The following is a 24,070-nucleotide window of genomic DNA, read 5'->3' on the forward strand; positions in this document are numbered from 1 at the left end:
CCCCACCCTCAGTCGACCAAGAGGTTGAGCGCGTAGGCCGTCCGGAGCACCGAGGCGGCGTCGCCGCGGGGAAACACCAGTTCGTCGGTCTCGCGAACGTGTTCGAGCACACCCGGAGAAGAGTGCTCGGGGGCGGCCGCGAGCCCGCACTCGTTTTCGGCGGCCCAACTCATCACGTCGAGGTCGGACTTCGAATCTCCCATCACGAGGACGAACGGGTCGTCCACTCCGAGCACGTCGAGCGCGGCGCGGACGCCCGCCGCCTTGTTCAGGTCGACCGCGGAGAGTTCCGCGGCGTCGGCGTGGTAGTACGCGACCGTCACGCGCTCCAGCGTCCGCCTCACGTCATCGGGAATCTCCGCCGCCTCCGAGGTGGGAAGCGCGTCGCGGTCGTCGAGCACGCCCGCTATCTCAGGGTCGCGCTCCGCGAAGTACGCCCGCGCCCAGTCGGGGCCGGCGGGGTCGTCGGTGAGCGCCTCGCCGAGGAGGTCCAGCAGATAGACGAGCGCGCCGTCGATGACTTCCTCGGCGTCGTCGCTGCCGGTCTCGAAGTTCGGCTTGAGCGTGACGTTGAACTCGTTGCCCTGCAGGTGAACGCCACCGCGGAGCGCGTCGGGGAGGTCGCTGATGACGCGCCCGCGAACCGACTCGAAGACCGACTGCACCGGGTCGTCGAGCGTCTCGTAGAGAAGGCGCTTCGTATCCGAGCCGTGGCCGGGCGTGAAGACGCCGGTGCCCGCCTCGTAGACGATGCTCACGTTCCCCGAGTGGACGAGTTCGTTGCCCAATCCCTGAATGGCGAAGCCCTTGACGTTCTCCAAGGTCTGGCCGGTGCAGATGACGATGGGGACGCCCTCCTCGTGGAACTGGGTGAGGAGGTGCAGCACCTCGCGCGGAATCTCGTTGTCGGTCTGTCCCGCAGAGCGCAGCGTCTCGTCCACGTCGAGGACGAGCGCGTTCACGGCCCGGCCGTACTTCGTGTAAAGGTCGAGGGCGGTGAAGGCCTGGCCCCGCGTCGCGCGCGCGGCGAGTTCGGCGTAGCGGTCGCCGTCGGAGAGCGCCCGGCGGATGCGGTCTTTCTTCGCCGTGAGTTCGTCGTCGACCGCCTGCCAGTGCGACAGCGCCACCGGCGAGCCGAGCGGCGGCAAGAGGTCGACGAAGTCCTGTGCGTCCCGGACCGCGTCCGCGTCGAAGTTCCCGTACAGTCTGTACAGGAGGTCGTACCGCTCCATGATTCGGGGTCGTCACCCAACCGCATTAAACCCGCGTGGGAGGCAATCCGTCCCGGCGTCTCGTCGGCTGACTGGGACGCGGTCGCCTCCGCGGTCGGTCGCCTCCGGAGCCGGTCGGCCCCGCAACTCTGATACCGACCGGCCGACGACGTGTGCACATGGCACATTGGACCGACAGCATCGTCGGCGACCGGATGACGGTGGACCGCGAGTTCAACGAGCAGGTGATGAACTCCCGGTTCAACAGTCAGGAGTGGGGTCTCATCATGACGGCGACGGAGTTCGAAATCGAGAACGCGGACGACCCCGAGGAGGCGCGCATCGTCGCCGACACGGAGAAAGTCCCGCAGATTATCCCCGAACTCGACAACATCCGCAGCCAGATGGGCGCGATGGGCGGCGGCGGCGGAGGCGACTCGTCGTCCGGCGGCGGCGGCATCGTCGACTCCATCAAGGGCGCGCTCGGCATGGGCGGCGGCGGCAAGAAGGGCGAACAGGAGAAACTTGAGGACGCGGAACGACTCACACAAGAGTACGCGGACGCGCTCCAAGACCACCTCGAAAAGAAGGGCAAGTGGAATCAGGTCCGCGTCAGCTACCTCGAATAGCGGGCCGGGCGACCGGCCGCGACGGGAGCGCTCACCCGGTCCCGGTGTCGACATTCCGTTCGAGGGCCACAATTCGTAACAGGCGCGGGCGCAACGTCGCTGCTAGATGAGACCGTCAACGCTGATCTTCGCGTTCGGTGGACTCCTGTTCGTGCTTCCGATTCCCGGCACGTTTATCGCCGGCGCACTGGTGCTCCTCGCGGGAGCGCTCGCGCGGTGGCTCGGTTCGTAACGGACCACCGCGAGCGACCACGAACCGGTCGGACGGCCGAGCGTCGGCGGCGACGGCTCAGTACTCGTCGCCGGCGTGGAACAGCGTCCGCTCGCTCGCCTCGTAGATGTTCATCAGTTCGTTGATGAGGTCGTCGTACTCCTCGTCGTCCTCGCGGAGCGCGTCGAGTCGGGCGACCGTCTCGTCGTCGAGGTGAATCTGCGGCATACCTACACTCACGCCACGTGACACCTTAAGCGACGTGGGGCATCGAATTCGACTGCCGTCGAACCCCGAGAGCGCCGCCGCTGGGCGAGAAGCGTATCGAAACGAAGAGCCGGCGGAGTGCCGGGCGGAGACGACAACCGGGTTCCGGTCCGCCGTGCGGGCGCGGCGAACGCTCGACGGTGAACGAATCACCGCCCGCGCGGGTTACTTGAACAGGGACTGGCCGGCGCTGCCGGAGACCTCGGTCAGACCGGCGTGCACGTCGGCGATGCGCTCGCGGATGTCGCGACCGACGACGCGGGGGTCGAACACGTCCTTGTTCGGCGACCACTCCGTTTCGTTGAAGAACGTGTCGCGGGCGTCCTCGACGCCCTCCGGCGGGACGATGGCGTTGGGGTCCTCGCTGTAGAGGTCGTAGGCGGTGCGCGTGTACTCGTACTGGTAGCGGGTGTCCTTGTTGACCTTGCAGATGCCGTGTTTGAGCATCTCCTGCAGTTGGTCGGGCTGGACGCCCGAAGAGCCGTGGAGGACGAGCGGCGTGTCGAGGCCGTGGTCGCGCAGGGCCTGTCGGATGTCGTTTGCGAGGTCCGGGCGGAGTTCGAGGTCCTTGCCCTTGGCGACGCCGTGCTGCGTCCCGACGGAGATGGCGAGCAGGTCCGCGCCCGTCTTGTCGACGAACTCGACGGCCTGCTCGGGGTCCGTGTAGAACGCCTCTTCGGCCTCGATTTCGTCCTCGACGCCCTTTATCTGGCCGAGTTCGGCCTCGATGAGGACGTCGGAGTCCGCGGCCTCGACCATCTCGACGACCTCGCGGCTCGTCGCGACGTTCTCGTCGAACGGCTCGTGGGAGGCGTCGATCATGATGGACGACGGGATGTCAAGTTCGATCTGCTGCTCGATGAACTCGAGGTCAGTCTGGTGGTCCATGTTGAGGAAGACGCCGATGTCGTACCGCTCGGCGACGGTCTCGATGTAGTTCCCCATGGCTTTCAGGCCCGCGACGGCGTCGCCGTCACCGGCGAACCGACAGGCCCCGCCGCTCATCTGCAACAGGAGGTCCGAGTCCATCCGGTCGGCCCCCTCCATGAGACCCATCATAATGTTCGGCTCCGCGATGTTACTCGCGATGAGGCCGAATCCTTCGTCGAGCGCCTCGTCGTACACTGTGGCGAGTTCCTCCCCGCCGTAGAACGGCATTATGCGTTCACCTCGGTTTCGTCAACGACTGCGAGACTAATAATGTATGGGAAGCGAGTTTCGATTCTGCACGTTTTCGTTTGTTCGCGTTCGAGTTAATTTTCGGCGGCGGGCGGAGCGCCGCCGCTGACGGGCGAGCGAAAAACGAAGAGCCGGCGGCGGCGTTACGAGAACAGCTTCTTCAGCCGGGCGAACAGCCCCTTTTCGGGGTCGCCGCCGCGGCGCACGGGTTCGTCCGATTCCGCGGCGTCGCCGGACGAGTCGTCGGTGCCGGCGTCGGCGTCGGCGTCCTCGCCGTCGTCGCCGCTTCCGAACGTGACCGAACCGGTCTTGCCGGCCTCGGCGAGTTCGACCGCTTTCTTCACGACGGCCTCGGCGTTGTTGACGCCGTCTTTGACCGTCCCCTTGACGACGAGTTTGCCGTCGAAGCGGTCGCGGCTGACCGACGTGTCCGAGGTGATGATGACCGCGTCGGCCTCGGCGATGGCGTCCGAGGACAGTTCGTCCTGCGTGCCCATCGCGCCCTGGACCTCGACGTCGATGTCGTGGCCGAGGCGCTCGCCGGCCTGCAGGAGGTTCTCGGCCGCCATCTGGCTGTGTGCGATTCCGGTCGGACAGGATGTGACTGCGACGAGTTTCATTGGTCTAGTGTAAGGATTTCCGCGACTTCAGCCTTGGTGTCGGCCTGCAGGACGCGCTCCGCGAGTTCACGGGCGTCCGCGGTGTCGGTCTCCGCGACGGCCGCCTTGACCTGCGGCACCGTCACGGCGCTCATGCTCAGTTCGTCGAGGCCGAGCCCGACGAGCAGTTCGGTGAGGTCCGGGTCGCCGGCCATCTCGCCGCACATGCCGACCCAGCAGTCCTCGCCCTCGGTCGCCGAGACGGTGGCGTCGATGGCGCGGAGGACCGCCGGCTGTCGGTAGTCGCCGAGGTCGGAGACGCGCTCGTTGCCGCGCTCTGCGGCCATCACGTACTGCGCGAGGTCGTTCGTCCCGATGCTGAAGAAGTCGACGTGCGGCGCGAACCGGTCGGCCATGAACGCCGCGGCGGGCGTCTCGACCATGATGCCGAACTCGGGCAGTTCGTTTTCGACGCCCTCGGAGTCGAGGTCGGCTGCGACCGACTCGAACCGCTCTCGGCCGGCGCGAAGCTCCTCGACCGTCGAGACGAGCGGGAGCATCACCGACAGGTTCGCCCCGTCGGCGCTGGCCGCCGCGCGCAGAAGCGCGCGTACCTGCGTCTCGAAGAGGTCCGCGTCCGGGCCGAGCGACCGACGGATGCCGCGCTCGCCGAGGAACGGGTTCTCCTCGTCCGGCAGGTCGAGGTACGGGACCGGCTTGTCGCCGCCGATGTCGAGCGTGCGGACGACGACGCGGCCGTCCTCGAACGATTCGAGCGCCTCGACGTACGCCTCGTACTGCTCGTCTTCGTCCGGCGGCGACTCGCGGTCGAGGAAGAGGAACTCGGTGCGGAACAGGCCGACGCCGTCGGCCCCGCGGTCGACGGCCGGCCCGAGGTCCGCCAGCGTGCCGATGTTGGCCGCGACCTCGATGTCGACGCCGTCGGCGGTCTCGACCGACTCGTGTCGAATATCCACCTCGGCGGCGGCCGCGGCGGCCTCCTTGCGCTCGTCGGTCGGGTCGACCACGAGGTCGCCCGACTCGCCGTCGACGACGACTTCGGTGCCGTCCTCGACGGATTGGAGTTCCTCGCCAACGCCGACGATGGCCGGCAGGGCGAGCGAGCGCGCGAAGATGGCCGCGTGGGAGGTGCGGCCGCCCGTCACCGTGACGAAGCCCGCGACGCGCTCGGGGTCGAGCTGCGCCGTGTCGCTCGGCGTGAGGCGCTCGGCGACGACGACGCTCCCCTCCGGCAGCGACGAGAGGTCGACCCGCTCGCCGTCCGAGAGGACGCGCACGAGCCGGTCGCGCACGTCGCGGAGGTCGTCGGCGCGCTCGCCCATGCGACCGCCCATGTTCTCGAACTGCTCGACGAACTCGGAGAACGTCTCCTGAACGGCGTGTTCGGCCGGGAGTCCGCCCTCGATGGCGTCGGTGACGCCGTCGGTTATCTGCGGGTCGTTGAGGAACTGGACGTGCGCGTCGAACACCGCGGCCTCCTCCTCGCCGACGCGTTCGGCGGTCCGCTCGCGCTCGGCTTCGAGTTCGTCTTCGGCGGCCGCGCGGGCGTCCTCGAAGCGCGCCAGTTCGGCGTCTTCGTCCACGTCTTCCGGTGCCGGCGGCTCGGGGAGGTCGGCGTCCGGTCGGTACCAGACGACGGTGCCGACGCCCGAAAGCGGTGTCACGCCGATGCCAGAGAGGGTTCGTTCGGTCATAGCTTACTGTTTGGCTTCGGGCGTCGAAAGGATGTCCTCTAGGGCGTCGAGTGCCGCTTCCGCGTCGTCGCCCTCGGCGACGAGTCGGACGGACTCGTCGTGGCCGACGCCGAGGCCGGTGACCGCGAGCATGCTGGCGGCGGGGACGAGGTCGTCCTCGTCGGCGCGCCCGAGCTGGATGTCGGCGTCGAACTCGTTCGCGGTCTCGACGAACTGTGAGGCCGGACGGGCGTGAAGCCCGTCTTCGGGGACGACCGTGACGGTCCGCTCCATCACTCGACCACCTCGGCGAGCACGTCCTGGACGGTCTGCTTGCTCTCGGCTTCGAGGAGCTTCTCGCGCACGTCCTCGTGCATGAGCGACCGCGAGAGGGCGCTCAGAATCTGCAGGTGGTCCTCGCCGCCCGCCGCGGGGACGAGAATCATAAAGAGGAGCTTCGCCGGCTTGTCGTCCATGGCGTCGAAGTCGATGCCCTCGGTCGAGCGAGCGAAGGCGACCGTCGGCTTCGAGACGGCGTCGGTCTTCGCGTGCGGGATGCCGATGCCGAAGCCGACGCCGGTCGTCGCCTCCTCCTCGCGTTCGAGGAGGGCGTCGAGCGCGGCGTCTCGGTCGTCGACGCGGCCGGCGTCGACCGCGAGGTCGAGGAGGAACTCGATGGCTCCCTCCTTCGTCGCCGGCGGCTCTTCGAGCGATATCAGTTCGAGCGGTGTGATGGTGCTGATGTCAGTGACGTCCATTGTATTGTACTTCGTTCGGGTCTGGAAAGATTAGTTCGGTGTGGTCAGTCGTCGGAGCTCTGGGCGGCCACCTTGGCGTCGAAGTTCGGCTTGATGGCCGTCGCGATGACGGCGGTCACGATGGAGCCCAGCAGGATGCACGCGATGAACATGAACGGCTGGTTCGACAGCGGGACCACGAAGATGCCGCCGTGCGGAGCCGGCATGTTCACGCCGAGCGCCATCGAGGCCGCGCCGGCGACGGCGCTGCCGGCGACGACGCTCGGGATGACGCGGGCCGGGTCGGCCGCTGCGTACGGAATCGCGCCCTCAGTGATAAAGGAGAAGCCGAGGAGCACGCCGCTCTTGGCGTTCTCGTACATCTCGGCCGCGTACTTCTGCGGCGCGATGAAGTTCGACAGCGCGAGGCCGATCGGCGGGACCATACCCGCGATCATGACCGCGGCCATCGGTGCGGTGACGCCCTCGGAGATGAGGCCGACGGAGAACACGTAGGCGACCTTGTTGATAGGGCCGCCCATGTCGGCCGCCATCATCGCCCCGAGGATGCCCCCGAGGAGAATCGCCTGTCCGCCGCCCTGCATGTTGCTCAGGAAGTTCGTGAGTCCCGCGTTCGCGATGGAAATCGGGACGCCCAGCACGAACAGCATGATGGGCGTGAGCACCGCGGTCGTCGCGACCGGGATGAGGAGCACGGGCATCATCGGTGCGATGAACTCGGGCACGTCGCGCTGCTTGAACCAGCGCGCGACGATGCCGGCGAGGAACCCGGCGACGATAGCGCCGAGGTAGCCCGCGCCGGCGGAGCCGCCCTGGAGACCGATGACGTCACCGGCCGCCTGCAGGACGTTACCCTGCTGGATGATGTACGACAGGATGAAGCCCGGTGCGAGGCCCGGACGGTCGGCGATAGCGTACGCGATGTACGCGCCGAGCACCGGAACCATAAGCGTCAGCCCAGCGACGCCGATCTGCGCGAGGAACCAGCCGGCGGTCCCCGTGCTGTTGAATACGTCTTGTACGTTGTTCGAAAGCGAGGCTACGGCGTAGCCCAGCGCCAGGAAGATTCCGCCGATAGTCACGAACGGAATCATGAACGATACCCCAGTCATGAGGTCCTCCTTCACCGAAGTGAGGTAGGACCGAACCGCGTCTTCTGCGTCGTTTGCCATAGTGTTGCCACCCCTACGAAAGAACATACGCAAATGTGCTCAAAAACCCTTTCGAATATGAACGTTACTGAGCGTTTCAGTCGTTAACAAACGTTCATCTGAGAATCATCGGCTCCGGACGGTCGTCACCTCGACGTGCGTTTCGTTCGTCAGCACGTCTTCGAGGTTCGGGACGCGGGTGCCCGCGACCCCGACGACGCGGGACGCGGTCAGAACGCCCATTCGGAGGGCGTCGGCGTCCGAAAGGCCGTGTTCGCGCGCGGCGAGGAACCCGGACATGACGGCGTCGCCCGCGCCGACCGTGTCGACGACATCCACGTCGAGCGCGGGCGCGGAGAGGACTTCGCTGTCGGTGACGAGGAGCGCGCCGTCCGCGCCGAGCGAGGCCAACACGTACTCGAACCCGCGCGCGTGAAGTTCCTCGGCGGCCGCGATGGCGTCGGCTTCGGTCTCGACCGTTCGGCCCGTCGCCGCCGCGAGTTCGGAACGATTGGGTTTGCAGACGTAGTAGTCGGCGTCCAGTTCGGCGAGGTACTCGCCGCCCATGTCCACCGCAATCTGCCAGTCGCCCGCGCGGGCGAGTCTATCGACGTCGTCGAGGGACATCCCCGGCGGGAGACTGCCGCCGACGAGGAGCGTGTCGGGCTCGTTCGCCTGCGCGGTTTCGACGAGTTCGTCCACGTCGGCTGCACGAATCTGCGGGCCGTTGTGATTGAGTTTGTACTCGCCGTCTTCCGCGAGCACGGTCGTGTTCAGGCGCGTGTCCGCGTCGACGGTGACGAAGTCCGAGGCGATGCCGTCGGCGTCGAGTCGGTCGCGGACGAACTTCCCGAAGTGGCCGCCGAGAAAGCCCGAGGCGGTCGCGTCGGCGTCGAGCGCCGAGACGTACTTGGCGACGTTGATGCCCTTGCCGCCCGCGGTGAACACCGCGTCGTCGGTCCGGTGGACGACGCCGGGCTGAAGCGGTTCGTCGAAGTGAATCGTGTGGTCTACTGCTGGGTTCGGGGTGACTGTGAGAATCATCGTGCAACTCCGTCGACGACGGTGACGCCCGCGTTCTCTATCTCCTCGCGCGAGTCGGCGTCGAGCGTTCCGTCGGTGATAATCAGGTCGATATCTTCGAGCGATGCGAACTGGACGAAGCTCCGTCGGCCGAGCTTCGAGAGGTCCGCGACGAGAACGACCTTCGCGGCCTTCTCGACCATCAGCTCCTTCATCCGCGCCTCGTCCTCGTTCGGGGTCGTGAGGCCGGAGTCCACGTCCAGCCCGTTCGTACCGAGGAACAGCAGGTCGAAGTTCGTCCGCTCCATGAACGACTCCGCGGTCGGCCCCACGAGCGCCTTCGTCCGCCGCCGGAGCGTCCCGCCGGTGAGTTTGACCTCGTTGTCCTCCTCGTTCAGTTCGATGGCGAGCCGCGGCGAGTTGGTGACGCCGAGTATCGTCCCGTCCTTGGGGACCTTCCGGGCCACCTCCATCGTGGTCGTCCCCGCGTCGAAGAACACGACCTGTCCCTCGGCCAGTTCTTCGACCGCGCGGTCCGCAATCGCGCGTTTCCCTTCGAGATTCTGTACTTCCTTCTGCCCGTAGGTCTGCTCGCGCCCGACGGAGGTCACGGGGACGGCTCCGCCGTGCGACCGCTCGATGAGCCCACGGTCTTCGAGTTCGCGCAGGTCACGGCGTATCGTCGCCTTCGAATAGCCGAGGTGGTCGGACAGCGACTCGACCGACCGGCCGTCCGAGTCGGAGACGAGTTCGACGATGCGGCGTTTGCGCTCTGCTGGTAACATCGGTAGCGATTCCTCGTTAGGTGGAAGGTAGGTCGGGGAGTAGTGTTAATTGTTTATGTTGGATTCCGACCGTATATGCTCGAAACAGCCGAATCTCACACAAGAACGAACACGGGGTGCTCGACGGTGAGAAAACGATCAAAAACGAAAACGAGAACGCTCGAAACGAACGTCGAACCGTCGATTCGGTGGGCCGCCGACGCTCAGAGTCGGTCGAGAATCGCGGCGGTCACGTCCTCCGTGGAGGCGTCGCCGCCGAGGTCGGGCGTGCGCGGCCCGTCGGCGAGGACGCCTTCGACGGCCGACCGGACGCGGTCGGCTTCTTCCTCGTAGTCGAGGTAGTCGAGCAGCATCGCCGCGGACAGAATCGTCGCGGCCGGGTTGGCGATGCCCTCGCCGGCGATGTCGGGCGCGGAGCCGTGGACCGGTTCGAACAGCGCGGCGTCCGGGCCGATGTTCGCCGAGGGGAGCAGTCCGAGGCCGCCGACGAGGCCGGCGGCGAGGTCGGACAGCACGTCGCCCGCGAGGTTCGGACAGACGATGGTGTCGAACTGCGTGGGGTCGAGACAGACGCGCGTCGCGAAGGCGTCCATCAGGACTTCCTCGGTCTCGACGCCGCGGTCGTCGGCGACGGAGACGACGGCGTCGCGGAAGCGACCGTCCGTCTCGCGCATCACGTTCGCCTTGTGGGCGACCTGGAAACTGCCGCCCTCGCCGCCGACGTAGTCGCAGGCGTACTCGGCGAGTCGCTCGGACGCCGAGGTGGTGACCACGCGCGTGAGCGTCGAGAGGTCCTCGGAGAGGCAGTCCTCGTGACCGGCGTAGACGCCCTCGGTATTCTCCCGGAGGAAGACGAGGTCCGTCTCCGGGCGGAGCGCGTCGACGCCGGGGTAGGCCTTCGCCGGGCGGACGTTGACGAACGAGTCCACCGCGGTCCGAAGCGGCAGGATGACGTCCGCCGCGGTCTCGCCGGCCGCGCCGAACAGCGTCGCGTCGGCCTCTGCGGCGAGGTCGTAGGTCTCCTGCGGGAGCGCCTCCCCCGTGGCTTCTTTCACGTGGTCGCCCGCGTCGGCCTCGACGAACTCGAAGTCGCCGACGGCCTTCAGCACGTCAACCGCCGCCGGGATGACCTCCGCGCCGATGCCGTCGCCGGGGATGACGACGATTTCCTCAGTCATCGACGTAGGGCAGGGAAGCGGCTTTCTCGGCGACCGCGTCGGCGTTCGACTTCATGAGCGCCGTCGTGTCCCAGACGCCCTCGGTGAGCGCCTTTCGCTGTGCGTCGTCGACGGTCACGTCCACGGTCGTCTCGCCGTAGGTGACCGTCTCGTTTTCCACGTCCACGTCGATGTCTGCGTCCGGGTGCTCGTCGACCCAGTCCTGCAGTTCGGTGACCGTCTCGTGGTCCGCGGTGACCGTCGGGATGCCGAGCGCGAGGCAGTTGCCCGCGAAAATCTCGGCGAACGACTCGCCGATGATGGCGTCGATGCCCCAGCGCATGAGCGCCTGCGGGGCGTGCTCCCGAGAGGAGCCACAGCCGAAGTTGGCGTTGACGACCATGATGGCGGCGTCCTGGAACTGCGGCTCGTTCATCGGGTGCTCTTTGGGTTCGTCGTTCTCGTCGTAACGCTGGTCGAAGAACGCGAACTCGCCGAGGCCGTCGAACGTGACGACCTTCATGAACCGCGCCGGGATTATCTGGTCCGTGTCGATGTCGTTGCCGCGGATGGGAACGCCGGAGCCGGACGCCGAGTCGATTTCGGGAATCTCGTCGGTCATGCGACGCTCACCTCCTTCAGTTCGCGCACGTCAGTCACGTGCCCGGTGACGGCCGCGGCGGCGACCATCCGCGGGTTCATCAGGACGGTGCGGCCGTCTTTCGACCCCTGCCGACCGATGAAGTTGCGGTTCGACGAGGACGCCGAGGCCTCGTCGCCCTCCAGCTGGTCCTCGTTCATGCCGAGACACATCGAACAGCCCGCCTCGCGCCACTCGAAGCCGGCTTCCGTGAATATCTCGTCGAGGCCCTCCGCCTCCGCGGCGGCCTTGACGCGCTGACTGCCGGGGACGACCATCGCGCGGACGTCGTCGGCGACCTGTCGTCCCTCGACGACTCCCGCCGCGCGGCGGAGGTCGGGCATTCGGGCGTTCGTACACGAGCCGAGGAACGCCACGTCGATTTCGTAGCCCTCCATGGTCTCGCCGGGCGTGACGCCCATGTGTTCCTGCGCCATCCGGGCGGTGTCCTGCTTCTCCTCGGGCAGCTCCTCGGGGGCCGGAATGGGCTGGGTGATGCCGACGCCCTGTCCGGGCGTGGTCCCCCACGTGACGACGGGTTCGAGTTCGGAGCCGTCGATGGTGACGACGTCGTCGTACTCGGCGTCCTCGTCGGAGCGGATGGACTCCCAGTACGGCTTGAGTTCGTCGAATCGCTCGGGGTTCTCCTGGAAGTACTCGGTCTCTTTCAGCCAGTCGTAGGTGGTCTCGTCGGGGTTGACGTAGCCCGCGCGAGCACCGCCCTCGATGGACATGTTACAGATGCTCATCCGACCCTCCATGTCGAGGTTCTCGATGGCCTCGCCGGCGTACTCGTAGACGTAGCCGACGCCGCCTTCGGTCCCGAGGCGACGGATGATTTCGAGGATGACGTCCTTGGCCTCGACGCCGGGGCCGAGTTCGCCCGTGACCTCTATCTTCCGGACCTTCTTTTTCTCCATCGCGACCGTCTGAGTCGCCAGCACGTCGCGAATCTGGCTCGTACCGATACCGAACGCGAGCGCGCCGAACGCCCCGTGGGTCGAGGTGTGGCTGTCGCCGCAGACGATAGTCATGCCGGGTTGGGTGAGTCCCTTCTCGGGCCCGATGACGTGGACGATACCCTGTTCGCCCGAGGTCGGGTCCGAGAAGTTGATGCCCGCGTCGCGGACGTTCTGTTCGAGTTCGGCCATCATCTCCTCTGCGGCGTCGTCGCGGAACGGCCGCGACTGGTCCGACGTGGGTACGATGTGGTCGACCGTCGCGTGCGTCCGGTTCGGGTAGGCGACTTCGAGGTCGCGTTCCTGCAGCATGCCGAACGCCTGCGGGCTCGTCACCTCGTGGATGAGGTGCAGGCCGCAGAACAGCTGGGTCTGGCCGGTCGGAAGCTCCGAGACCGTGTGTTCCTCCCAGACCTTGTCGTACAGCGTTCCCTCACTCATGTCCGTCACCCGGTACGACGCGGTCGTCGCGGCCGCGTTCCCAGACATGGTTCGCGCCCTCGCCGTTGCGGGGCGTGTGATCCACGTCGCCCATCGTCTCGGTCTCGGTCGCGTCCGTGTCCGTCGTCGCGGGCGTCGCGTCGCTCCGACCGCCGTCGGTGACGGCCGGGCCGCGCTCGTAGACCGTGGTGAACGTCTCGCCCGTATAGGGGTTCGTGTGGCTGATGTCTCGCATTCGGTCGGTCGTGTCGTCGCGTGTCATTGGTGTCGTGTTCAGTCGTCCGCCGGTGCTTCGGCTTTCTCCGCGTCCGCTTCTTCTTCGTCGTCGGCCCACGCGAACAGGTCGCGCAGCGGCGCGCCGACCTGTTCGATGTGGTGGTTCTCTTCTGCGTCCTTGAGCTGGGAGTACGACGGCCGGCCCGCCTGGTTCTCCAGAATCCACTCGCGGGCGAAGGTGCCGTCTTGGACCTCCTCCAGAATCTCTTCCATGTTCTCGCGGGCGTGCTCGTCGACGACGCGGTCGCCGCGGGTCAGCCCGCCGAACTCGGCGGTGTCAGAGACGGAGTCCCACATCTCGCCGAGTCCGCCTTCGTACATCAGGTCGACGATGAGCTTCAGTTCGTTCAGGCACTCGAAGTACGCCATCTCGGGGGAGTAGCCCGCGTCGACGAGCGTCTCGTAGCCCTGCTTGACCAGCGAGGTGACGCCGCCGCAGAGGACGGCCTGCTCGCCGAACAGGTCGGTCTCGGTCTCTTCTTGGAACGTCGTCTCGATGACGCCCGCACGGGTGCAGCCGAGGCCGTGCGCGTAGGCCAGCGCCTCCTCCTTGGCGTCGCCCGTCACGTCCTGGTAGACGGCGATGAGACCCGGCGTCCCCTCGTTCGCCTCGTAGTTGCGGCGGACGAGGTGGCCCGGCGACTTCGGTGCGACCATCGTCACGTCGACGTTCTCCGGGGGCCGAATCTGGTTGTAGTGGATGTTGAAGCCGTGGGCGAACTGGAGCGTGTCGCCGGCCTCAAGGGAGTCTCGAATCTCCTCGAACACCGCCGGCTGGACGGTGTCGGGGACGAGCACGGAGACGATGTCGCCCTCGGCGGCCGCCTCGGCCGGCTCTTTGACGCGGAGGCCGTCGGCTTCCGCGGCGTCGCGGGACGAGGAGTTCGCGCGGAGGCCGACGACCACGTCGACCCCGCTGTCGGCGAGGTTCTGCGCGTGGGCGTGGCCCTGACTGCCGTAGCCGATGACGGCTACGGTCTTGTCGTCGATCTGGGAGCGGTCGGCGTCGTCGTCGTAGTAAACTTCCGTGGTGAGTTCTGTCATTGCGTGTTCGTGTTTGGTTTGGTGGGTTCGCCGGAGGTTCCGGGTTCCTCTCCGGGGACGGTCTTCTTCGAGCCGTGGGCGAGCGCGGTCTGTCCGGTCCGAGCGATTTCGATGATGCCGAACCGCCGGAACGCGTCCACGGCGTCGTCTATCTTGCGCTCGTCGCCGGAGAGTTGGACCGTGATGGTCTCGGGGCCGGCGTCGAGGGTGCGGCCGTCGTACATCTCCGTGATGGCGTGGACCTTGTCAGGGTCCTCGCCGCGGACTTTCAGGAGGACGAGTTCCGCGCGGACGGCGTCGTCGTCCAGCTCGCCGACGGAGATGACGGGCTTGAGCTTCGCAAGCTGTTTTTCGATCTGGTCGATGCCCGGTTCGGGCTCCTCGACGACCATCGTGATACGGGAGTGGCCCTCGACGGTCGTCGGGCCCACGGTGAGGCTCTCGATGTTGAACTGGCGGCGGGCGGCGAGGCCGGCGACGCGCGAGAGCACGCCGGGTTCGTCCTCGACGATGGCCGAAAAGACCGTTCGCCGCGGTTCGTGTTCCGATTCCGCTTCGGGGTCGATGCGGATGCCCTGCGCGTTGCGTCGGCCGTCGGGGTGTGGCCGCTCGTCGGGCGCGGGGCCTTGCAGTCCTGTCCGATTGTCGCTCATAACTGGTCCTCCGAGAGTGCAAATTTGCCGTTCGCGCCGCCCGAGGAGACCATCGGGTAGACGTTCTCCGCCGGGTCGACGTGGAAGTCGATGACCGAGGGGCCGTCGTACGCGAGCGCTTCCTCGATGGCGCCGGGGACCTCCTCGTAGGAGTCGACGGTCCAGCCGCGCGCGCCGAACGCCTCGGCGAGCTTGTCGAACTGGGGACACCAGTCGTAGCCGGCGGCCATGCGTCGGCCCTCGAAGAAGGCGTCCTGCCACTGGCGAACCATCCCGATGTACTCGTTGTTCAGGATGGCGACGGTGATGTCGAGATTCTCGCGGACGGCGACCGACAGCTCCTGAATCGTCATCAGGAACGAGGCGTCGCCGTCGACGCAGACGACCGTCTCGTCGTCGTCGGCCGCGACCCGCGCGCCGATTGCGGCGGGCAAGCCGTAGCCCATCGTGCCGAGACCGTGGGACGAAACCCACCGCCGCGGCTCGGTGAACGTCCAGTACTGGGCGGCCCACATCTGGTGTTGACCGACGCCGCTCGTGACGATGGTCTCGTCGGGCGTGGCCTCGTCGAGCGCCTCGACGACGAACTGCGGCTTCAGCGGCTCGTTGTCCGGGGCCGCGTAGTCCATCGGGTACTCCTCCTTCCAGGTGAGACACTGTTCGACCCACTCGCGCGCGTCGGGACTCTCGCCCAGTTCGGCGTCGACGCGCTCGATGGCGCGACCGGCGTCGCCGACGACCGGGTAGTCCGCGTGGACGTTCTTCGAGATTTCCGCCGGGTCGATGTCGATGTGGACGATTTCGGCCTCGGGCGCGAACGTGTCGATACCGCCGGTCAGGCGGTCGTCGAACCGCGTGCCGACCGCGATGAGGCAGTCGGTGTGCGTGATGGCCATGTTGGCGTAGCCGGTGCCGTGCATCCCCGCCCACGACAGGCAGAGTTCGTGGTCTTCCGGCATCGCGCCGATTCCGGGCATCGTGGTGACGACCGGAATCCGGTGTTCGGTCGCGAACTGCCGGGCGACCTCGGTCGCGTCGGCCTTGACGACGCCGCCACCGAACAGCAGGAGGGGCTTCTCCGCGCGCTCGATTGCGCGCGCGGCGGCCTCGACCTGCGAGTCGGCCGGGTCGGTGCGGGCGCGACACGTTTCGGGTGCCTGCGCCGGACCGGGCTCGCGGTCGGTCTCGTTGAGCGAGACGTCCTTCGGGAGGTCGACGAGCGTCGGGCCGGGTCGTCCCTCCGCGGCGAGCGCGAACGCTTCGCCGACGGTGTCGCCGACGGTGTCGGGCGACGAGGCGAAGTAGTTGTGCTTCGTGATGGGCGCGGTGACGCCCGTGGTGTCGGTCTCCTGGAACGCGTCGGAGCCGACCATGTCGGACGGGACCTGTCCCGTGAGCGCGAGCACCGCGTCGGAGTCCATGTTCGCGTCGGCGATGCCGGTCACGAGGTTCGTCGCGCCCGGACCGGACGTGGCGAGGCAGACGCCGGGGTCGCCGCGAACGACGCCGTACGCGTCGGCCGCGTGCGCCGCGCCCTGCTCGTGGGCCATCGTCACGTGACGGATGTCAGAGTGGTACAACGCGTCGTAGATGGGCATTATCGCCCCGCCCTGCACGCCGAAGGCGGTCTCGACGCCGGCGTTTTCGAGGGCGCGGACGACTGACGTCGAACCCGAGGTAATCTCGGTCGGCGTCTCGGTCGAATCGTCTGCCCCGTCGGTCGCGTCGGGGTCGGTCGTGGCTGCGGTTCGTTCGCTCATGTGTGGGCTCCGTGGTGTGTGGTCGGTCGTCGATACGGACTGTCTGGTGACTGCGTGTGGTGCTGGTGCGCCATTGTGGGGACTGCGGACGTGTCTGAAAACGGTGCGAATACGCGGGACGGAGAGATGGTGTGGTAGGGGGCTATGCCCCTACAATAATGAGCGACCGAATCGCACCGACGGCGGCGGCGCTGGCCCCGGCTTCCGAGGTCGCGCGAACCGCGTGTTCGTCGTGCGAGGTCATCGTATGCCACACGTCCGTCCCGGCCGTAATAATGCTTTCGCGGCGGGCAACGATTGCACGCCGCGCGGGAGGTCGGACGCGAGCAGGGCGGTCGCCCCGTAGGGCCACAGCCCGGCGCCATCAGGCGCGGACCTCCTCCTCCGTGTCGTCCTCGTGGGTGATACCCACGTCGCGGGCGAACACCTCGAGCGTCGCGTCGTCGACGCGTTCTTTCTCCGCGCCGTGGTCTTTGACGCGGCGGGTGACCTCCCGGACCTCGGCGTCCGAGGGTTCGAACCCGATATCTGCGAGGCGCTTGCGTACCGAGTGCGTCCCCGTGTGCTTGCCGAGTACGAACTCGCGGGTCGCGCCGACCATCTCCGGGGTCATGACGCCCGGTTCGAAGGTGTCGGCGTTCTCGATGACGCCGGCGGCGTGAATACCGCTCTCGTGGGAGAAGGCGTTGCGGCCGACGACCGGCTTGTTCGCCGGGACCGGGATGTCGGACGCCGCCTCGACGACGCGAGCCAGCTCGGTTATCTTCGTCGTGTCGATGCCGGTGTCGACGCCGTAGAGGGATTCGGCGGCCATGACGACCTCCTCGTAGGCGGCGTTACCGGCGCGCTCGCCGATGCCGTTGACCGACACCTGCGCTTGTGCGGCGCCGGCTTCGAAGCCGGCCATCGCGTTCGCCGACGCCAGTCCGAAGTCGTCGTGCGCGTGCACGTCGATTCTCGCGTCGGTGTGCTCTCTGACCGTCGCCACCATGCGGGCGAAGCGAGTCGGCGTCGCCACGCCGCAGGTGTCCGGCAGGTTGATCCAATCGACGCCCGCCTCGGAGACGGCCTCGACGACTTCGATGAGGAAGTCCTCGTCCGTTCGGGTGGCGTCCATCGGTGAGAACATTACTTCAACGCCCGCGTCGCGGACGTGTTCGACACTGCGGACGGCCCGCTCGACGGCTTCCTCGCGGGAAGCGTGCATCGAGTCGGCCAACTGGACGTCGCTGGTGCTCACGAACGTGTGCACCATGTCCACGCCGGAATCCAGCGCGGCTTCGATATCCTTGTCGACGACGCGGGCCAACCCGCACGTCGTCGCGTCCGTCGAAGCAGCGATATCTGCGACTGCTTCGAACTCCGCTTCCGAGTTCACCGGGAACCCGGCCTCGATGACGTGGGTACCCATGTCGTCGAGGGTTTCGGCGATGTCGCGCTTTTCCTCGTAACTGAACGAGGTTCGCGGTGACTGTTCGCCGTCGCGGAGTGTCGTGTCGAAGATTCGTACGTCTTCGATTTCAGATTGTTGGGCTAATGTGCCCTGGAAGAACTCGACCCGCCGGGGAACCCGACGAATCCTCCGTGTCGTTGTGAGACATCGTGTCAGTGACGTGCCCGAACTCATATTTAAACGTTTCTCCCCGACAGTATCACGAACGTTCAGCGGGTGTTGCGTGACAACCACTCTCGGGGCTAATCGCTGTACCTAAACGTCCTTATATGATATCATGACATATGTTGACTTGATATGTCCGCTCGTCGTTCGATAGCTTCTGAGTAATAATATAACTAAATAGAGTTTAGAAACAAAATTTAGCACCCGGTGCGCGCACTCTCGACTGGACAAACGTGGAGCAAACTGCGACTGTCGTGTGAAACGTGATACCAATGTGCGTGTTCGTGCCGTCGAGGCCGTTCACTGCTCGACCGAACCCTTTTCTCGTCGCTCGACAACCGAGCGGGTATGGGCGATTTCAATCTCAACTTGCAGACGGCCGAAGAACACCTCGACGAGGACGACGCCGAGGGTGACGTGGTCCTCGGCGTCCTCGACGGGTCGACCCCGTCCGAGGAGTGGGTCCAGTCCGTCGCCCGCGGAAACGTCCTCTTTCTCGCCATCGAGGGCGACCTCAACAAGCTCGCGTCGGGCTTCGCACGCGACATCAAGGATATGGGCGGCCAGCTGATGCACTTCCGGAAGTTCCTCGTCGTCTCCCCGCCGGGCGTGGACATCAACACGGACGACCTCTGACCGGGCGGCCCGCTTCGCGGTCTCCGCGGTCCCGACGAACGGAACGAACCGACCAGAACCGGGCGCATCGGCCGCGGGGAGAGTTCTTATGCGCCGCGCGCCCCACGATACTGGCATGCCGATGAAAGGTCGCGGTACCTCCGACCTCCGCGAAATCGACCGATGGGACCACGGCGTCGGATGGCTCGCGTACCCCGACGAGACGATGCAGCGGGCCAGTCACGCCGTCGAAGTCGACGGCGACGTGTGGCTGTTCGACCCCGTCGATGCCCCCGGCGTCGACGACCTGTTCGCCGAATTCGGCGACGTGGCCGGCGTCGTGGTCGGACTCGACCGACACAAACGCGACTCGGCGGCCATCGCCAACCGCCACGAAGTACCGGTCTACGTCGCCTCGTGGATGACCGGCGTCGCCGACGAACTCGACGCGACCGTCGAACGCTTCGGGGCCGACCTCGCCGACTCCGGCTTCGAGGCGTTCCGTCTCGTCGACCGCTCCGTCCCGCCGTGGCAGGAGGTCGGCTTCTATCACGACGGGTACGACCTGCTCGTCGTCCCCGAATCGGTCGGCACGGTCGGCTACTTCTGCGCCCGCGGCGAGCACCTCGGCGTCCACCCGATGCTCCGGCCGTTCCCACCGCGGCGCGTGCTCTCCCGGTACGACCCCGAGCGGCTACTCGTCGGCCACGGCGCGGGCGTACCCGTGAACGCGGGCGACGAACTCCGGACCGCACTCGGCAACGCCCGACGAAACCTCCCGAGCGCCTACCTCCGGTCGCTCACCTCGATGCTCTCGAACTGATGTCAGACGACACAACCGCCGTCGGCAACGAGACCACGCCCGGCACCGAGACTGAGTCTGACCGGGCGACCGATAGAGCGGTCGACGAGTCGGAGCGACAGCGAGTCCACGTCACGCGAGGGCTCGTCGACGTGCTGCTCGATATGGCCGAGGAGGCCGAGCCGGCGTCCATGAACCTCGTTCTCGCGCCGACGCCCGCCGGCGAATTCGACGACGACCTCGGTCTCGACCCGGAGACGCCGGTTCTCACCCACTTCTACATGGCCGAGGCCGGCCAGTCCGTGAGCGCCGTCTTCGGGATGGACCTCGGGACGCCGGCCGGCCGCGGCCGCGCCCGCTTTCTCACCCACCCGCAGGGGCCGTTCGAACTCACGGAGCGCGACGACCTCGCGGCCGTGGTGCTCCTCGCCGTTCCCCCGTGGGAGGGGCGGACGCTGGCCGCCTTCGACCGCGCCGGGCGGAAGTTGAAACTCGTCGTGCTCGACGCCGAACCGCCGCGGGAAGAACTCGACTGAGCCGACCCCGTTCGGCCGGCCGGCGCTGCCGGCCCGCGGGTAGCGGCCGCTCGCCTCGGCCGACTACCGCAGATAGCCGAGGTCGGTCAGCTGTTCCGCTATCTCCTGGAACTCCGACTCAGAGAGGTCGCCGCCGGAGCGCTCGTGTTGGATGACGATGCTGCGCAGGAGGAACCGGACGAGGTCGCTCGTACTCGAGAACGTGGTTCCTTCGAGTGTGTCGTCGACGCGAGCAGCCAACTCCTTCGGTATCGAGACCGTCGTGTACTCGGTCATGGCTCGAACGTGGCTCCGGGCGGGGTTAACCCCAACGGTGGGTCACGAACCAAACGCCCGTCGCGGTTTTTCGGCGCTCACCGGCGGTATCACCGAAGGTCGGGGGTTTTTCCATGCGGGACATCCTATACACGTTCGATGGCCGCGAGACCGCCCCAAAACGATACGTCAGAGCCGGACTCAATCGAATTCGGTATTGCTGCGCTCGCCGCCGACGTCGACGCCGCAGACATCGACTACCCGGCAGACGCAAGAGAGATTGCGCGGGCGCTCGACGACGTCGCCGTGCCGATAGACGCCGCGGGCAACACGGTCGCGATAAGCGACGCCCTCGCCGCCGCGCCGAAAGACCGGTTCGACTCCCGCCGCGACCTCTTGGAGACGCTCCACCCCGTGTTCGAGGAGTTCCGCGCCAAGGCGTCGAAGAGTCTGATGGGTCGGCTCCGTTCGCTCGTCCCGTTCTGAAGGCGGTCTCGGTCGATTCACCCGGTTCCGACGGCCCGGCGCGAGCCGACGCCGACGCTCACTCCAGTTCTTCGATTCGTTTCATCTGCTCGCGGTGTAACGAGAGGATGAGGTCCGAGAGCACGCCGAACATCAGTAGTTGCACGCCGAAGAGGATGCCCGCCGCGGAGACGACGGCGATGACCTCGTGGGAGATAGCGCGGACGAACCACTCGTAGGCGACGTAGCCGGCGAGGCCGACCCCGGTCGCGGTCGACGTGAGCCCGACGCTCCCGAAGTAGAAAAGCGGGTTGTTGGTCTTGGCGCGGCGGTACAGTTCGAGGAAGATGATACCGCCGTCGCGGACCGGGTTGAGGTTCGTGTCCGACCCGTTCGGTCGAGGGTAGTACGTCGTGGGGACGACCGTCGTCTCGATGCCGCGTTTCGCACACTCGACGGCCATCTCCGTCTCGATGCCGAAGCCGTCGGAGGTGAGGGTCATGTCGAGGAACGACTCGCGGGTGAACGCGCGGTAGCCGCTGAGGATGTCGCGGAAGTCCTGCCCGTGGATGAACGCGAACGCCCGGTTGATGATGCGGTTTCCGACCTTGTTCAGCCGCGTCATCGCGCCCGGCCGCATGTCGGCGAAGCGGTCGCCGATGACGTGTTCGTACCCCTCGGTGAGCGGGTCGAGCATCTTCGTCGCGTCGCCCGCCTCGTAGGTTCCGTCGCCGTCGAGCATCAGGACGTACGTCGCTTCGACGTGCTCTTCGACCGCCTCCCTGACCGCCTGTCCCTTCCCGCTCCCGCGCTGTACGACGACGTGCGCGCCGGCCTCCTCGGCGAGTTCCCGCGTCCCGTCTGTGGAGTCGCCGTCGATGACGAGGACGTTGTGGAACCCCTCGTCTCGGTAGCTGGCGACGACCTCGGCGATAGTCTCCGCCTCGTTGTAGGTTGGGACGAGGACGCAAACGTCCGCGTAGTCCATCAGCGGGACATCCAGCGGACAGTATAAAAGGACTTCTGGATGTGTCCCCGCGAATCCGCGGGGCGAGAGCAACCTACAGCACTTTTATTCTTGGTGGGAAAACCACATTCCATGCGCGCACGCCTCCGTCGCCTCCTCGTCGCGACGTTCGGACTCCTCTCTCTGACGGGGGTACCCTACCTCGTCTACCTCGCGTTGCTCCGGGTCGTCGACACCTCGGGGTCGCCCGCCCGGAAGTCCCCGGACGAACCGACCGTGAGCATCGTCCTCCCGACCTACAACGAGGCGAGCATCATCGAGGCGAAGCTCGAAGACATCCTCGCGCTCGACTACCCGATGGAGAAAGTCGAGGTGGTCGTCGCGGACGCGAGCGACGACGACACGCCCGCGGTCGTCCGCGACTTCTTCGCTGGACGCGACGCACCCGAACTGACGCTCCTCCACGACGACGAGCGCCGGGGAGTCGCACCCGCCCTCAACGAGGCGTTCGCGGCGGCGAGCAACGAACTGGTCTTCCGAACCGACGCCGACTCGAAGCTCGCACCGGACGTGCTCCGGCAGGCGGCGGGGAACCTCTCGGACCCGACCATCGGCGCGGTGACGGGCCAACAGTCCGAAGTCCTCGGCGACAGCGAGGTCGAATCGGATTACCGCGGTATCCTCACGAAGATTCAGGGCCTCGAATCCCACCTCGACTCGACGTTCATCTTCCACGGCCCCTGCTTCGCGTTCCGCGCCGAGGACTTCGTCCCCATCGCCCCCGACTCCCTCGCCGATGACACCGAACTCGCGCTTCGCATCCGCCGGGCCGGTAAGCGCGTCGTGATGGACCCCGCGATGGCGTTCACCGAGTCCGGCGTCTCTAAGTTCTCGAAGCGCCGACAGCGCAAGGACCGCCGGGCGATGGGCCTGCTCAAACTCCTCGTCCAGAACCGAGACATGCTCGGCCGCTACGGGTTCTACGGGACCGTCGTCCTCCCGTTCAACTGGTGGTTCATGGTCGTCTCGCCGTGGCTGCTCGCGGCGACCGTCGTGCTGGCGACCGCTTCCGGCGTCCTCCTCGCGGGGCCGCTCGGCCTCGCCGTGCCGGGTGCCGTCGCCGCCTTCGCGTGGGCCGGCCAGTCCGAACGCCTCGGTCCGCTCCAGCCACTGTACGCCGTCTTCGACTCGCAGGTGTCGCTGCTCGTCGCCGCGGTCGAACTCCTCCGCGACGAGGGCGACGGCACGTGGGAACTCGACCGCGAGTCGAGGGAGTACTTCGAATGAACGTCCTCTACGTCACGACGCGGTATCCTCCGCACACCGGCGGCGTCGAGGCACACGTCGCCGAGCTCGCGACCCGGCTCGCAGTGGCGGGACACGACGTGACGGTCCTGACCGCCGACGCCGAGGGACTCACCCGCTCGGCGGAGTACCGAGACGGCGTCCGGGTGATTCGACACCCCGGCGTCGCCCCCGGCGGCGCGTTCCACGTCGCCCCGGAGATACTGGCGACCGTGCGCCGCCTCGCCCGCGGTGCCGACCTCGTCCACGCCCACAACTACCACTCGCTTCCGCTCCTGTTCGCGTCGCTCGGCGTCGCTGAGACCCCCTTCGTCGCCACGCCGCACTACCACGGCGGGAGCGCCTCCGACCTGCGGGACAAACTGCTGTCCGTCTACCGAGCCCCGGGCGGGTGGGCGCTCCGCCGCGCCGACGCCCGCATCGCCGTGAGCGACTGGGAGCGCCGCCGACTCGCAGACGATTTCGGGGTCGAGGCGACGGTGATTCCGAACGGTCTCGACGTGGCGCGGTTCGCCGAGGCGTCGCCCGACCCCGAGTGGGCGGACCGAACCTACCTCCTCTCAGTCGGCCGGTTAGAGGAGTACAAAGGCGTTCAGCACGTGATTCGAGCCCTCCCCAACCTCGGCTGTGACCTCGTGGTCGCCGGCTCCGGCGACTACGGCCCGGAGCTGAAGCGACTCGCCCGCGAGGTCGGCGTCGAAGACCGCGTTCACTTCCTCGGCTTCGTCGCCGACGAGGATCTACCGGGGCTGTACGCCGGCGCGGCGGCCTTTGTGACGATGTCCGAGTTCGAGGCCTACGGGATGACCGTCGCCGAGGCGCTCGCCTCGGGAACGCCGTGCGTCGTCCGCAACGCGGGGGCGCTCGTCGACTGGGCGGACCGCGACGACTGCGTCGGCGTCGACCCCGCGGCTCTCGTTTCGGGCATCGAGCGCGCGGTCGACCTCGACGCGCCGGCGGAACCGCTTCCGGCGTGGGAGTCCGTGGTCGAGCGGACGACCGCGGTCTACGACACGGTCTGTCGGGGCGGCTGGAACGCGGCGCACTGAGAACCGGGTCGGGTCGGGTCG

At 67.1% G+C, this 24,070-nt stretch carries 28 protein-coding genes; 8 read left to right on the plus strand and 20 right to left on the minus strand.

The window, feature by feature from the left end; genetic code table 11:
• Nucleotides 1-8: 8 nt before the first annotated feature.
• Nucleotides 9-1,232, minus strand: coding sequence for an HAD family hydrolase (locus tag BN984_RS13960; protein ID WP_049968465.1), 1,224 nt, complete (start codon nucleotides 1,230-1,232; stop codon nucleotides 9-11).
• Between the two features lie 158 nt (nucleotides 1,233-1,390).
• Between BN984_RS13960 and BN984_RS13965 the strand changes: the two genes are divergently transcribed.
• On the plus strand, nucleotides 1,391-1,840 hold the full coding sequence (locus BN984_RS13965; RefSeq protein WP_049968466.1) for a DUF5799 family protein: 450 nt from the start codon (nucleotides 1,391-1,393) through the stop codon (nucleotides 1,838-1,840).
• A 106-nt stretch (nucleotides 1,841-1,946) separates the two neighbouring features.
• Entirely contained in the window at nucleotides 1,947-2,072 is a 126-nt protein-coding gene (locus tag BN984_RS20090; RefSeq protein WP_255409903.1) for a hypothetical protein, read from the plus strand.
• Between the two features lie 57 nt (nucleotides 2,073-2,129).
• On the opposite strand, the gene BN984_RS19805 is transcribed toward BN984_RS20090, so the two are convergent.
• The 17 genes from BN984_RS19805 to BN984_RS14045 all read right to left on the minus strand — a co-directional run bounded on the left by BN984_RS19805 (nucleotide 2,130) and on the right by BN984_RS14045 (nucleotide 18,064).
• A complete protein-coding gene (locus tag BN984_RS19805; RefSeq protein WP_004043442.1) occupies nucleotides 2,130-2,279 on the minus strand; it encodes a DUF7557 family protein in 150 nt (49 codons plus the stop codon).
• A gap of 204 nt (nucleotides 2,280-2,483) precedes the next feature.
• Nucleotides 2,484-3,476, minus strand: a complete 993-nt coding sequence (gene fba / locus BN984_RS13970) for a class II fructose-bisphosphate aldolase (protein ID WP_008093360.1) — start codon at nucleotides 3,474-3,476, stop codon at nucleotides 2,484-2,486.
• 164 nt (nucleotides 3,477-3,640) lie between these two features.
• On the minus strand, nucleotides 3,641-4,117 hold the full coding sequence (ptfB, locus tag BN984_RS13975) for a fructose PTS transporter subunit IIB (RefSeq protein WP_049913440.1): 477 nt from the start codon (nucleotides 4,115-4,117) through the stop codon (nucleotides 3,641-3,643).
• Nucleotides 4,114-5,811: a phosphoenolpyruvate--protein phosphotransferase gene (gene ptsP, locus BN984_RS13980; protein ID WP_049968467.1), complete on the minus strand. Its 1,698-nt coding sequence runs from the start codon at nucleotides 5,809-5,811 to the stop codon at nucleotides 4,114-4,116. Before ptsP ends, ptfB begins: the two co-directional genes overlap by 4 nt.
• Before the next feature lie 3 nt (nucleotides 5,812-5,814).
• On the minus strand, nucleotides 5,815-6,084 hold the full coding sequence (gene ptsH1, locus BN984_RS13985) for a phosphocarrier protein HPr (RefSeq protein WP_008093366.1): 270 nt from the start codon (nucleotides 6,082-6,084) through the stop codon (nucleotides 5,815-5,817).
• Nucleotides 6,084-6,548 (minus strand): fructose PTS transporter subunit IIA, encoded by a 465-nt coding sequence (gene ptfA / locus BN984_RS13990; RefSeq protein ID WP_004970773.1) that lies wholly within the window; start codon nucleotides 6,546-6,548, stop codon nucleotides 6,084-6,086. The genes ptsH1 and ptfA overlap by 1 nt, the downstream gene beginning before the upstream one ends.
• 44 nt (nucleotides 6,549-6,592) lie before the next feature.
• On the minus strand, nucleotides 6,593-7,720 hold the full coding sequence (gene ptfC / locus BN984_RS13995; RefSeq protein ID WP_004977002.1) for a fructose PTS transporter subunit IIC: 1,128 nt from the start codon (nucleotides 7,718-7,720) through the stop codon (nucleotides 6,593-6,595).
• Nucleotides 7,721-7,825: 105 nt separating this feature from the next.
• A complete protein-coding gene (gene pfkB, locus BN984_RS14000) occupies nucleotides 7,826-8,743 on the minus strand; it encodes a 1-phosphofructokinase (protein ID WP_008093369.1) in 918 nt (305 codons plus the stop codon).
• Nucleotides 8,740-9,507 carry an HTH-type transcriptional regulator GlpR gene (gene glpR, locus BN984_RS14005; RefSeq protein WP_008093371.1) on the minus strand — a complete coding sequence of 256 codons (768 nt, stop codon included), beginning with the start codon at nucleotides 9,505-9,507 and terminating at the stop codon, nucleotides 8,740-8,742. The genes pfkB and glpR overlap by 4 nt, the downstream gene beginning before the upstream one ends.
• 203 nt (nucleotides 9,508-9,710) lie before the next feature.
• Nucleotides 9,711-10,685 (minus strand): 3-isopropylmalate dehydrogenase, encoded by a 975-nt coding sequence (gene leuB / locus BN984_RS14010; RefSeq protein ID WP_008093373.1) that lies wholly within the window; start codon nucleotides 10,683-10,685, stop codon nucleotides 9,711-9,713.
• Nucleotides 10,678-11,286, minus strand: a complete 609-nt coding sequence (gene leuD / locus BN984_RS14015; protein WP_008093374.1) for a 3-isopropylmalate dehydratase small subunit — start codon at nucleotides 11,284-11,286, stop codon at nucleotides 10,678-10,680. Before leuD ends, leuB begins: the two co-directional genes overlap by 8 nt.
• Nucleotides 11,283-12,704 (minus strand): 3-isopropylmalate dehydratase large subunit, encoded by a 1,422-nt coding sequence (leuC, locus tag BN984_RS14020; RefSeq protein WP_049968468.1) that lies wholly within the window; start codon nucleotides 12,702-12,704, stop codon nucleotides 11,283-11,285. The genes leuD and leuC overlap by 4 nt, the downstream gene beginning before the upstream one ends.
• Entirely contained in the window at nucleotides 12,697-12,966 is a 270-nt protein-coding gene (locus BN984_RS14025; protein WP_049968469.1) for a hypothetical protein, read from the minus strand. Before BN984_RS14025 ends, leuC begins: the two co-directional genes overlap by 8 nt.
• 11 nt (nucleotides 12,967-12,977) lie before the next feature.
• Nucleotides 12,978-14,024 (minus strand): ketol-acid reductoisomerase, encoded by a 1,047-nt coding sequence (gene ilvC, locus BN984_RS14030; protein WP_008093381.1) that lies wholly within the window; start codon nucleotides 14,022-14,024, stop codon nucleotides 12,978-12,980.
• Entirely contained in the window at nucleotides 14,021-14,677 is a 657-nt protein-coding gene (gene ilvN / locus BN984_RS14035) for an acetolactate synthase small subunit (RefSeq protein ID WP_008093383.1), read from the minus strand. The genes ilvC and ilvN overlap by 4 nt, the downstream gene beginning before the upstream one ends.
• The gene (ilvB, locus tag BN984_RS14040) at nucleotides 14,674-16,437 is read right to left on the minus strand and encodes a biosynthetic-type acetolactate synthase large subunit (RefSeq protein ID WP_008093385.1); all 1,764 of its coding nucleotides are present in this window, start codon (nucleotides 16,435-16,437) and stop codon (nucleotides 14,674-14,676) included. The genes ilvN and ilvB overlap by 4 nt, the downstream gene beginning before the upstream one ends.
• Nucleotides 16,438-16,801: 364 nt before the next feature.
• Complete coding sequence (locus BN984_RS14045; RefSeq protein ID WP_008093387.1) at nucleotides 16,802-18,064, minus strand: LeuA family protein; 1,263 nt, start codon at nucleotides 18,062-18,064, stop codon at nucleotides 16,802-16,804.
• Nucleotides 18,065-18,403: 339 nt separating this feature from the next.
• Here BN984_RS14045 and BN984_RS14050 point away from each other — a divergent pair, with 339 nt between their 5' ends.
• The 3 genes from BN984_RS14050 to BN984_RS14060 all read left to right on the plus strand — a co-directional run bounded on the left by BN984_RS14050 (nucleotide 18,404) and on the right by BN984_RS14060 (nucleotide 20,008).
• Nucleotides 18,404-18,691 carry a DUF5779 family protein gene (locus BN984_RS14050; RefSeq protein ID WP_008093389.1) on the plus strand — a complete coding sequence of 96 codons (288 nt, stop codon included), beginning with the start codon at nucleotides 18,404-18,406 and terminating at the stop codon, nucleotides 18,689-18,691.
• 115 nt (nucleotides 18,692-18,806) lie between these two features.
• Nucleotides 18,807-19,493, plus strand: coding sequence for a hypothetical protein (locus BN984_RS14055; protein ID WP_008093390.1), 687 nt, complete (start codon nucleotides 18,807-18,809; stop codon nucleotides 19,491-19,493).
• Nucleotides 19,493-20,008, plus strand: a complete 516-nt coding sequence (locus tag BN984_RS14060; RefSeq protein ID WP_008093392.1) for a hypothetical protein — start codon at nucleotides 19,493-19,495, stop codon at nucleotides 20,006-20,008. Before BN984_RS14055 ends, BN984_RS14060 begins: the two co-directional genes overlap by 1 nt.
• A gap of 63 nt (nucleotides 20,009-20,071) precedes the next feature.
• Here the strand turns inward: BN984_RS14060 and BN984_RS14065 are convergent, their stop codons facing one another.
• Nucleotides 20,072-20,284, minus strand: a complete 213-nt coding sequence (locus tag BN984_RS14065; RefSeq protein WP_004976972.1) for a ribbon-helix-helix domain-containing protein — start codon at nucleotides 20,282-20,284, stop codon at nucleotides 20,072-20,074.
• A 138-nt stretch (nucleotides 20,285-20,422) separates the two neighbouring features.
• Here BN984_RS14065 and BN984_RS14070 point away from each other — a divergent pair, with 138 nt between their 5' ends.
• Nucleotides 20,423-20,749: a hypothetical protein gene (locus BN984_RS14070; RefSeq protein ID WP_008093396.1), complete on the plus strand. Its 327-nt coding sequence runs from the start codon at nucleotides 20,423-20,425 to the stop codon at nucleotides 20,747-20,749.
• 58 nt (nucleotides 20,750-20,807) lie between these two features.
• On the opposite strand, the gene aglJ is transcribed toward BN984_RS14070, so the two are convergent.
• A complete protein-coding gene (aglJ, locus tag BN984_RS14075; RefSeq protein WP_008093398.1) occupies nucleotides 20,808-21,716 on the minus strand; it encodes an S-layer glycoprotein N-glycosyltransferase AglJ in 909 nt (302 codons plus the stop codon).
• Between the two features lie 111 nt (nucleotides 21,717-21,827).
• Between aglJ and BN984_RS14080 the strand changes: the two genes are divergently transcribed.
• Entirely contained in the window at nucleotides 21,828-22,982 is a 1,155-nt protein-coding gene (locus BN984_RS14080) for a glycosyltransferase (RefSeq protein ID WP_049968470.1), read from the plus strand.
• The gene (locus tag BN984_RS14085; protein WP_049968471.1) at nucleotides 22,979-24,049 is read left to right on the plus strand and encodes a glycosyltransferase family 4 protein; all 1,071 of its coding nucleotides are present in this window, start codon (nucleotides 22,979-22,981) and stop codon (nucleotides 24,047-24,049) included. The genes BN984_RS14080 and BN984_RS14085 overlap by 4 nt, the downstream gene beginning before the upstream one ends.
• Nucleotides 24,050-24,070 lie beyond the last annotated feature (21 nt).

The sequence above is a fragment of the Haloferax prahovense genome (assembly GCF_000723845.1).
Taxonomy (GTDB): domain Archaea; phylum Halobacteriota; class Halobacteria; order Halobacteriales; family Haloferacaceae; genus Haloferax; species Haloferax prahovense.

Excerpts from the sequence above, each read along its gene's own strand:
- ptsH1 (WP_008093366.1), bottom strand. The coding sequence starts at position 6,084 with ATGGAGCGGACCGTCACGGTCGTCCCCGAAGACGGGCTTCACGCCCGT.
- BN984_RS14050 (WP_008093389.1), top strand. The coding sequence starts at position 18,404 with ATGGGCGATTTCAATCTCAACTTGCAGACGGCCGAAGAACACCTCGAC.
- ptfB (WP_049913440.1), bottom strand. The coding sequence starts at position 4,117 with ATGAAACTCGTCGCAGTCACATCCTGTCCGACCGGAATCGCACACAGC.
- ptsP (WP_049968467.1), bottom strand. The coding sequence starts at position 5,811 with ATGACCGAACGAACCCTCTCTGGCATCGGCGTGACACCGCTTTCGGGC.
- BN984_RS19805 (WP_004043442.1), bottom strand. The coding sequence starts at position 2,279 with ATGCCGCAGATTCACCTCGACGACGAGACGGTCGCCCGACTCGACGCG.
- fba (WP_008093360.1), bottom strand. The coding sequence starts at position 3,476 with ATGCCGTTCTACGGCGGGGAGGAACTCGCCACAGTGTACGACGAGGCG.
- BN984_RS14045 (WP_008093387.1), bottom strand. The coding sequence starts at position 18,064 with ATGAGTTCGGGCACGTCACTGACACGATGTCTCACAACGACACGGAGG.
- pfkB (WP_008093369.1), bottom strand. The coding sequence starts at position 8,743 with ATGATTCTCACAGTCACCCCGAACCCAGCAGTAGACCACACGATTCAC.
- ilvB (WP_008093385.1), bottom strand. The coding sequence starts at position 16,437 with ATGAGCGAACGAACCGCAGCCACGACCGACCCCGACGCGACCGACGGG.
- BN984_RS14055 (WP_008093390.1), top strand. The coding sequence starts at position 18,807 with ATGCCGATGAAAGGTCGCGGTACCTCCGACCTCCGCGAAATCGACCGA.
- BN984_RS14085 (WP_049968471.1), top strand. The coding sequence starts at position 22,979 with ATGAACGTCCTCTACGTCACGACGCGGTATCCTCCGCACACCGGCGGC.
- ilvN (WP_008093383.1), bottom strand. The coding sequence starts at position 14,677 with ATGAGCGACAATCGGACAGGACTGCAAGGCCCCGCGCCCGACGAGCGG.
- glpR (WP_008093371.1), bottom strand. The coding sequence starts at position 9,507 with ATGTTACCAGCAGAGCGCAAACGCCGCATCGTCGAACTCGTCTCCGAC.
- leuD (WP_008093374.1), bottom strand. The coding sequence starts at position 11,286 with ATGACCGACGAGATTCCCGAAATCGACTCGGCGTCCGGCTCCGGCGTT.
- BN984_RS14025 (WP_049968469.1), bottom strand. The coding sequence starts at position 12,966 with ATGACACGCGACGACACGACCGACCGAATGCGAGACATCAGCCACACG.
- leuB (WP_008093373.1), bottom strand. The coding sequence starts at position 10,685 with ATGACTGAGGAAATCGTCGTCATCCCCGGCGACGGCATCGGCGCGGAG.
- leuC (WP_049968468.1), bottom strand. The coding sequence starts at position 12,704 with ATGAGTGAGGGAACGCTGTACGACAAGGTCTGGGAGGAACACACGGTC.
- BN984_RS13965 (WP_049968466.1), top strand. The coding sequence starts at position 1,391 with ATGGCACATTGGACCGACAGCATCGTCGGCGACCGGATGACGGTGGAC.
- ptfA (WP_004970773.1), bottom strand. The coding sequence starts at position 6,548 with ATGGACGTCACTGACATCAGCACCATCACACCGCTCGAACTGATATCG.
- ptfC (WP_004977002.1), bottom strand. The coding sequence starts at position 7,720 with ATGGCAAACGACGCAGAAGACGCGGTTCGGTCCTACCTCACTTCGGTG.
- BN984_RS14060 (WP_008093392.1), top strand. The coding sequence starts at position 19,493 with ATGTCAGACGACACAACCGCCGTCGGCAACGAGACCACGCCCGGCACC.
- aglJ (WP_008093398.1), bottom strand. The coding sequence starts at position 21,716 with ATGGACTACGCGGACGTTTGCGTCCTCGTCCCAACCTACAACGAGGCG.
- BN984_RS13960 (WP_049968465.1), bottom strand. The coding sequence starts at position 1,232 with ATGGAGCGGTACGACCTCCTGTACAGACTGTACGGGAACTTCGACGCG.
- BN984_RS14080 (WP_049968470.1), top strand. The coding sequence starts at position 21,828 with ATGCGCGCACGCCTCCGTCGCCTCCTCGTCGCGACGTTCGGACTCCTC.
- ilvC (WP_008093381.1), bottom strand. The coding sequence starts at position 14,024 with ATGACAGAACTCACCACGGAAGTTTACTACGACGACGACGCCGACCGC.
- BN984_RS20090 (WP_255409903.1), top strand. The coding sequence starts at position 1,947 with ATGAGACCGTCAACGCTGATCTTCGCGTTCGGTGGACTCCTGTTCGTG.
- BN984_RS14070 (WP_008093396.1), top strand. The coding sequence starts at position 20,423 with ATGGCCGCGAGACCGCCCCAAAACGATACGTCAGAGCCGGACTCAATC.
- BN984_RS14065 (WP_004976972.1), bottom strand. The coding sequence starts at position 20,284 with ATGACCGAGTACACGACGGTCTCGATACCGAAGGAGTTGGCTGCTCGC.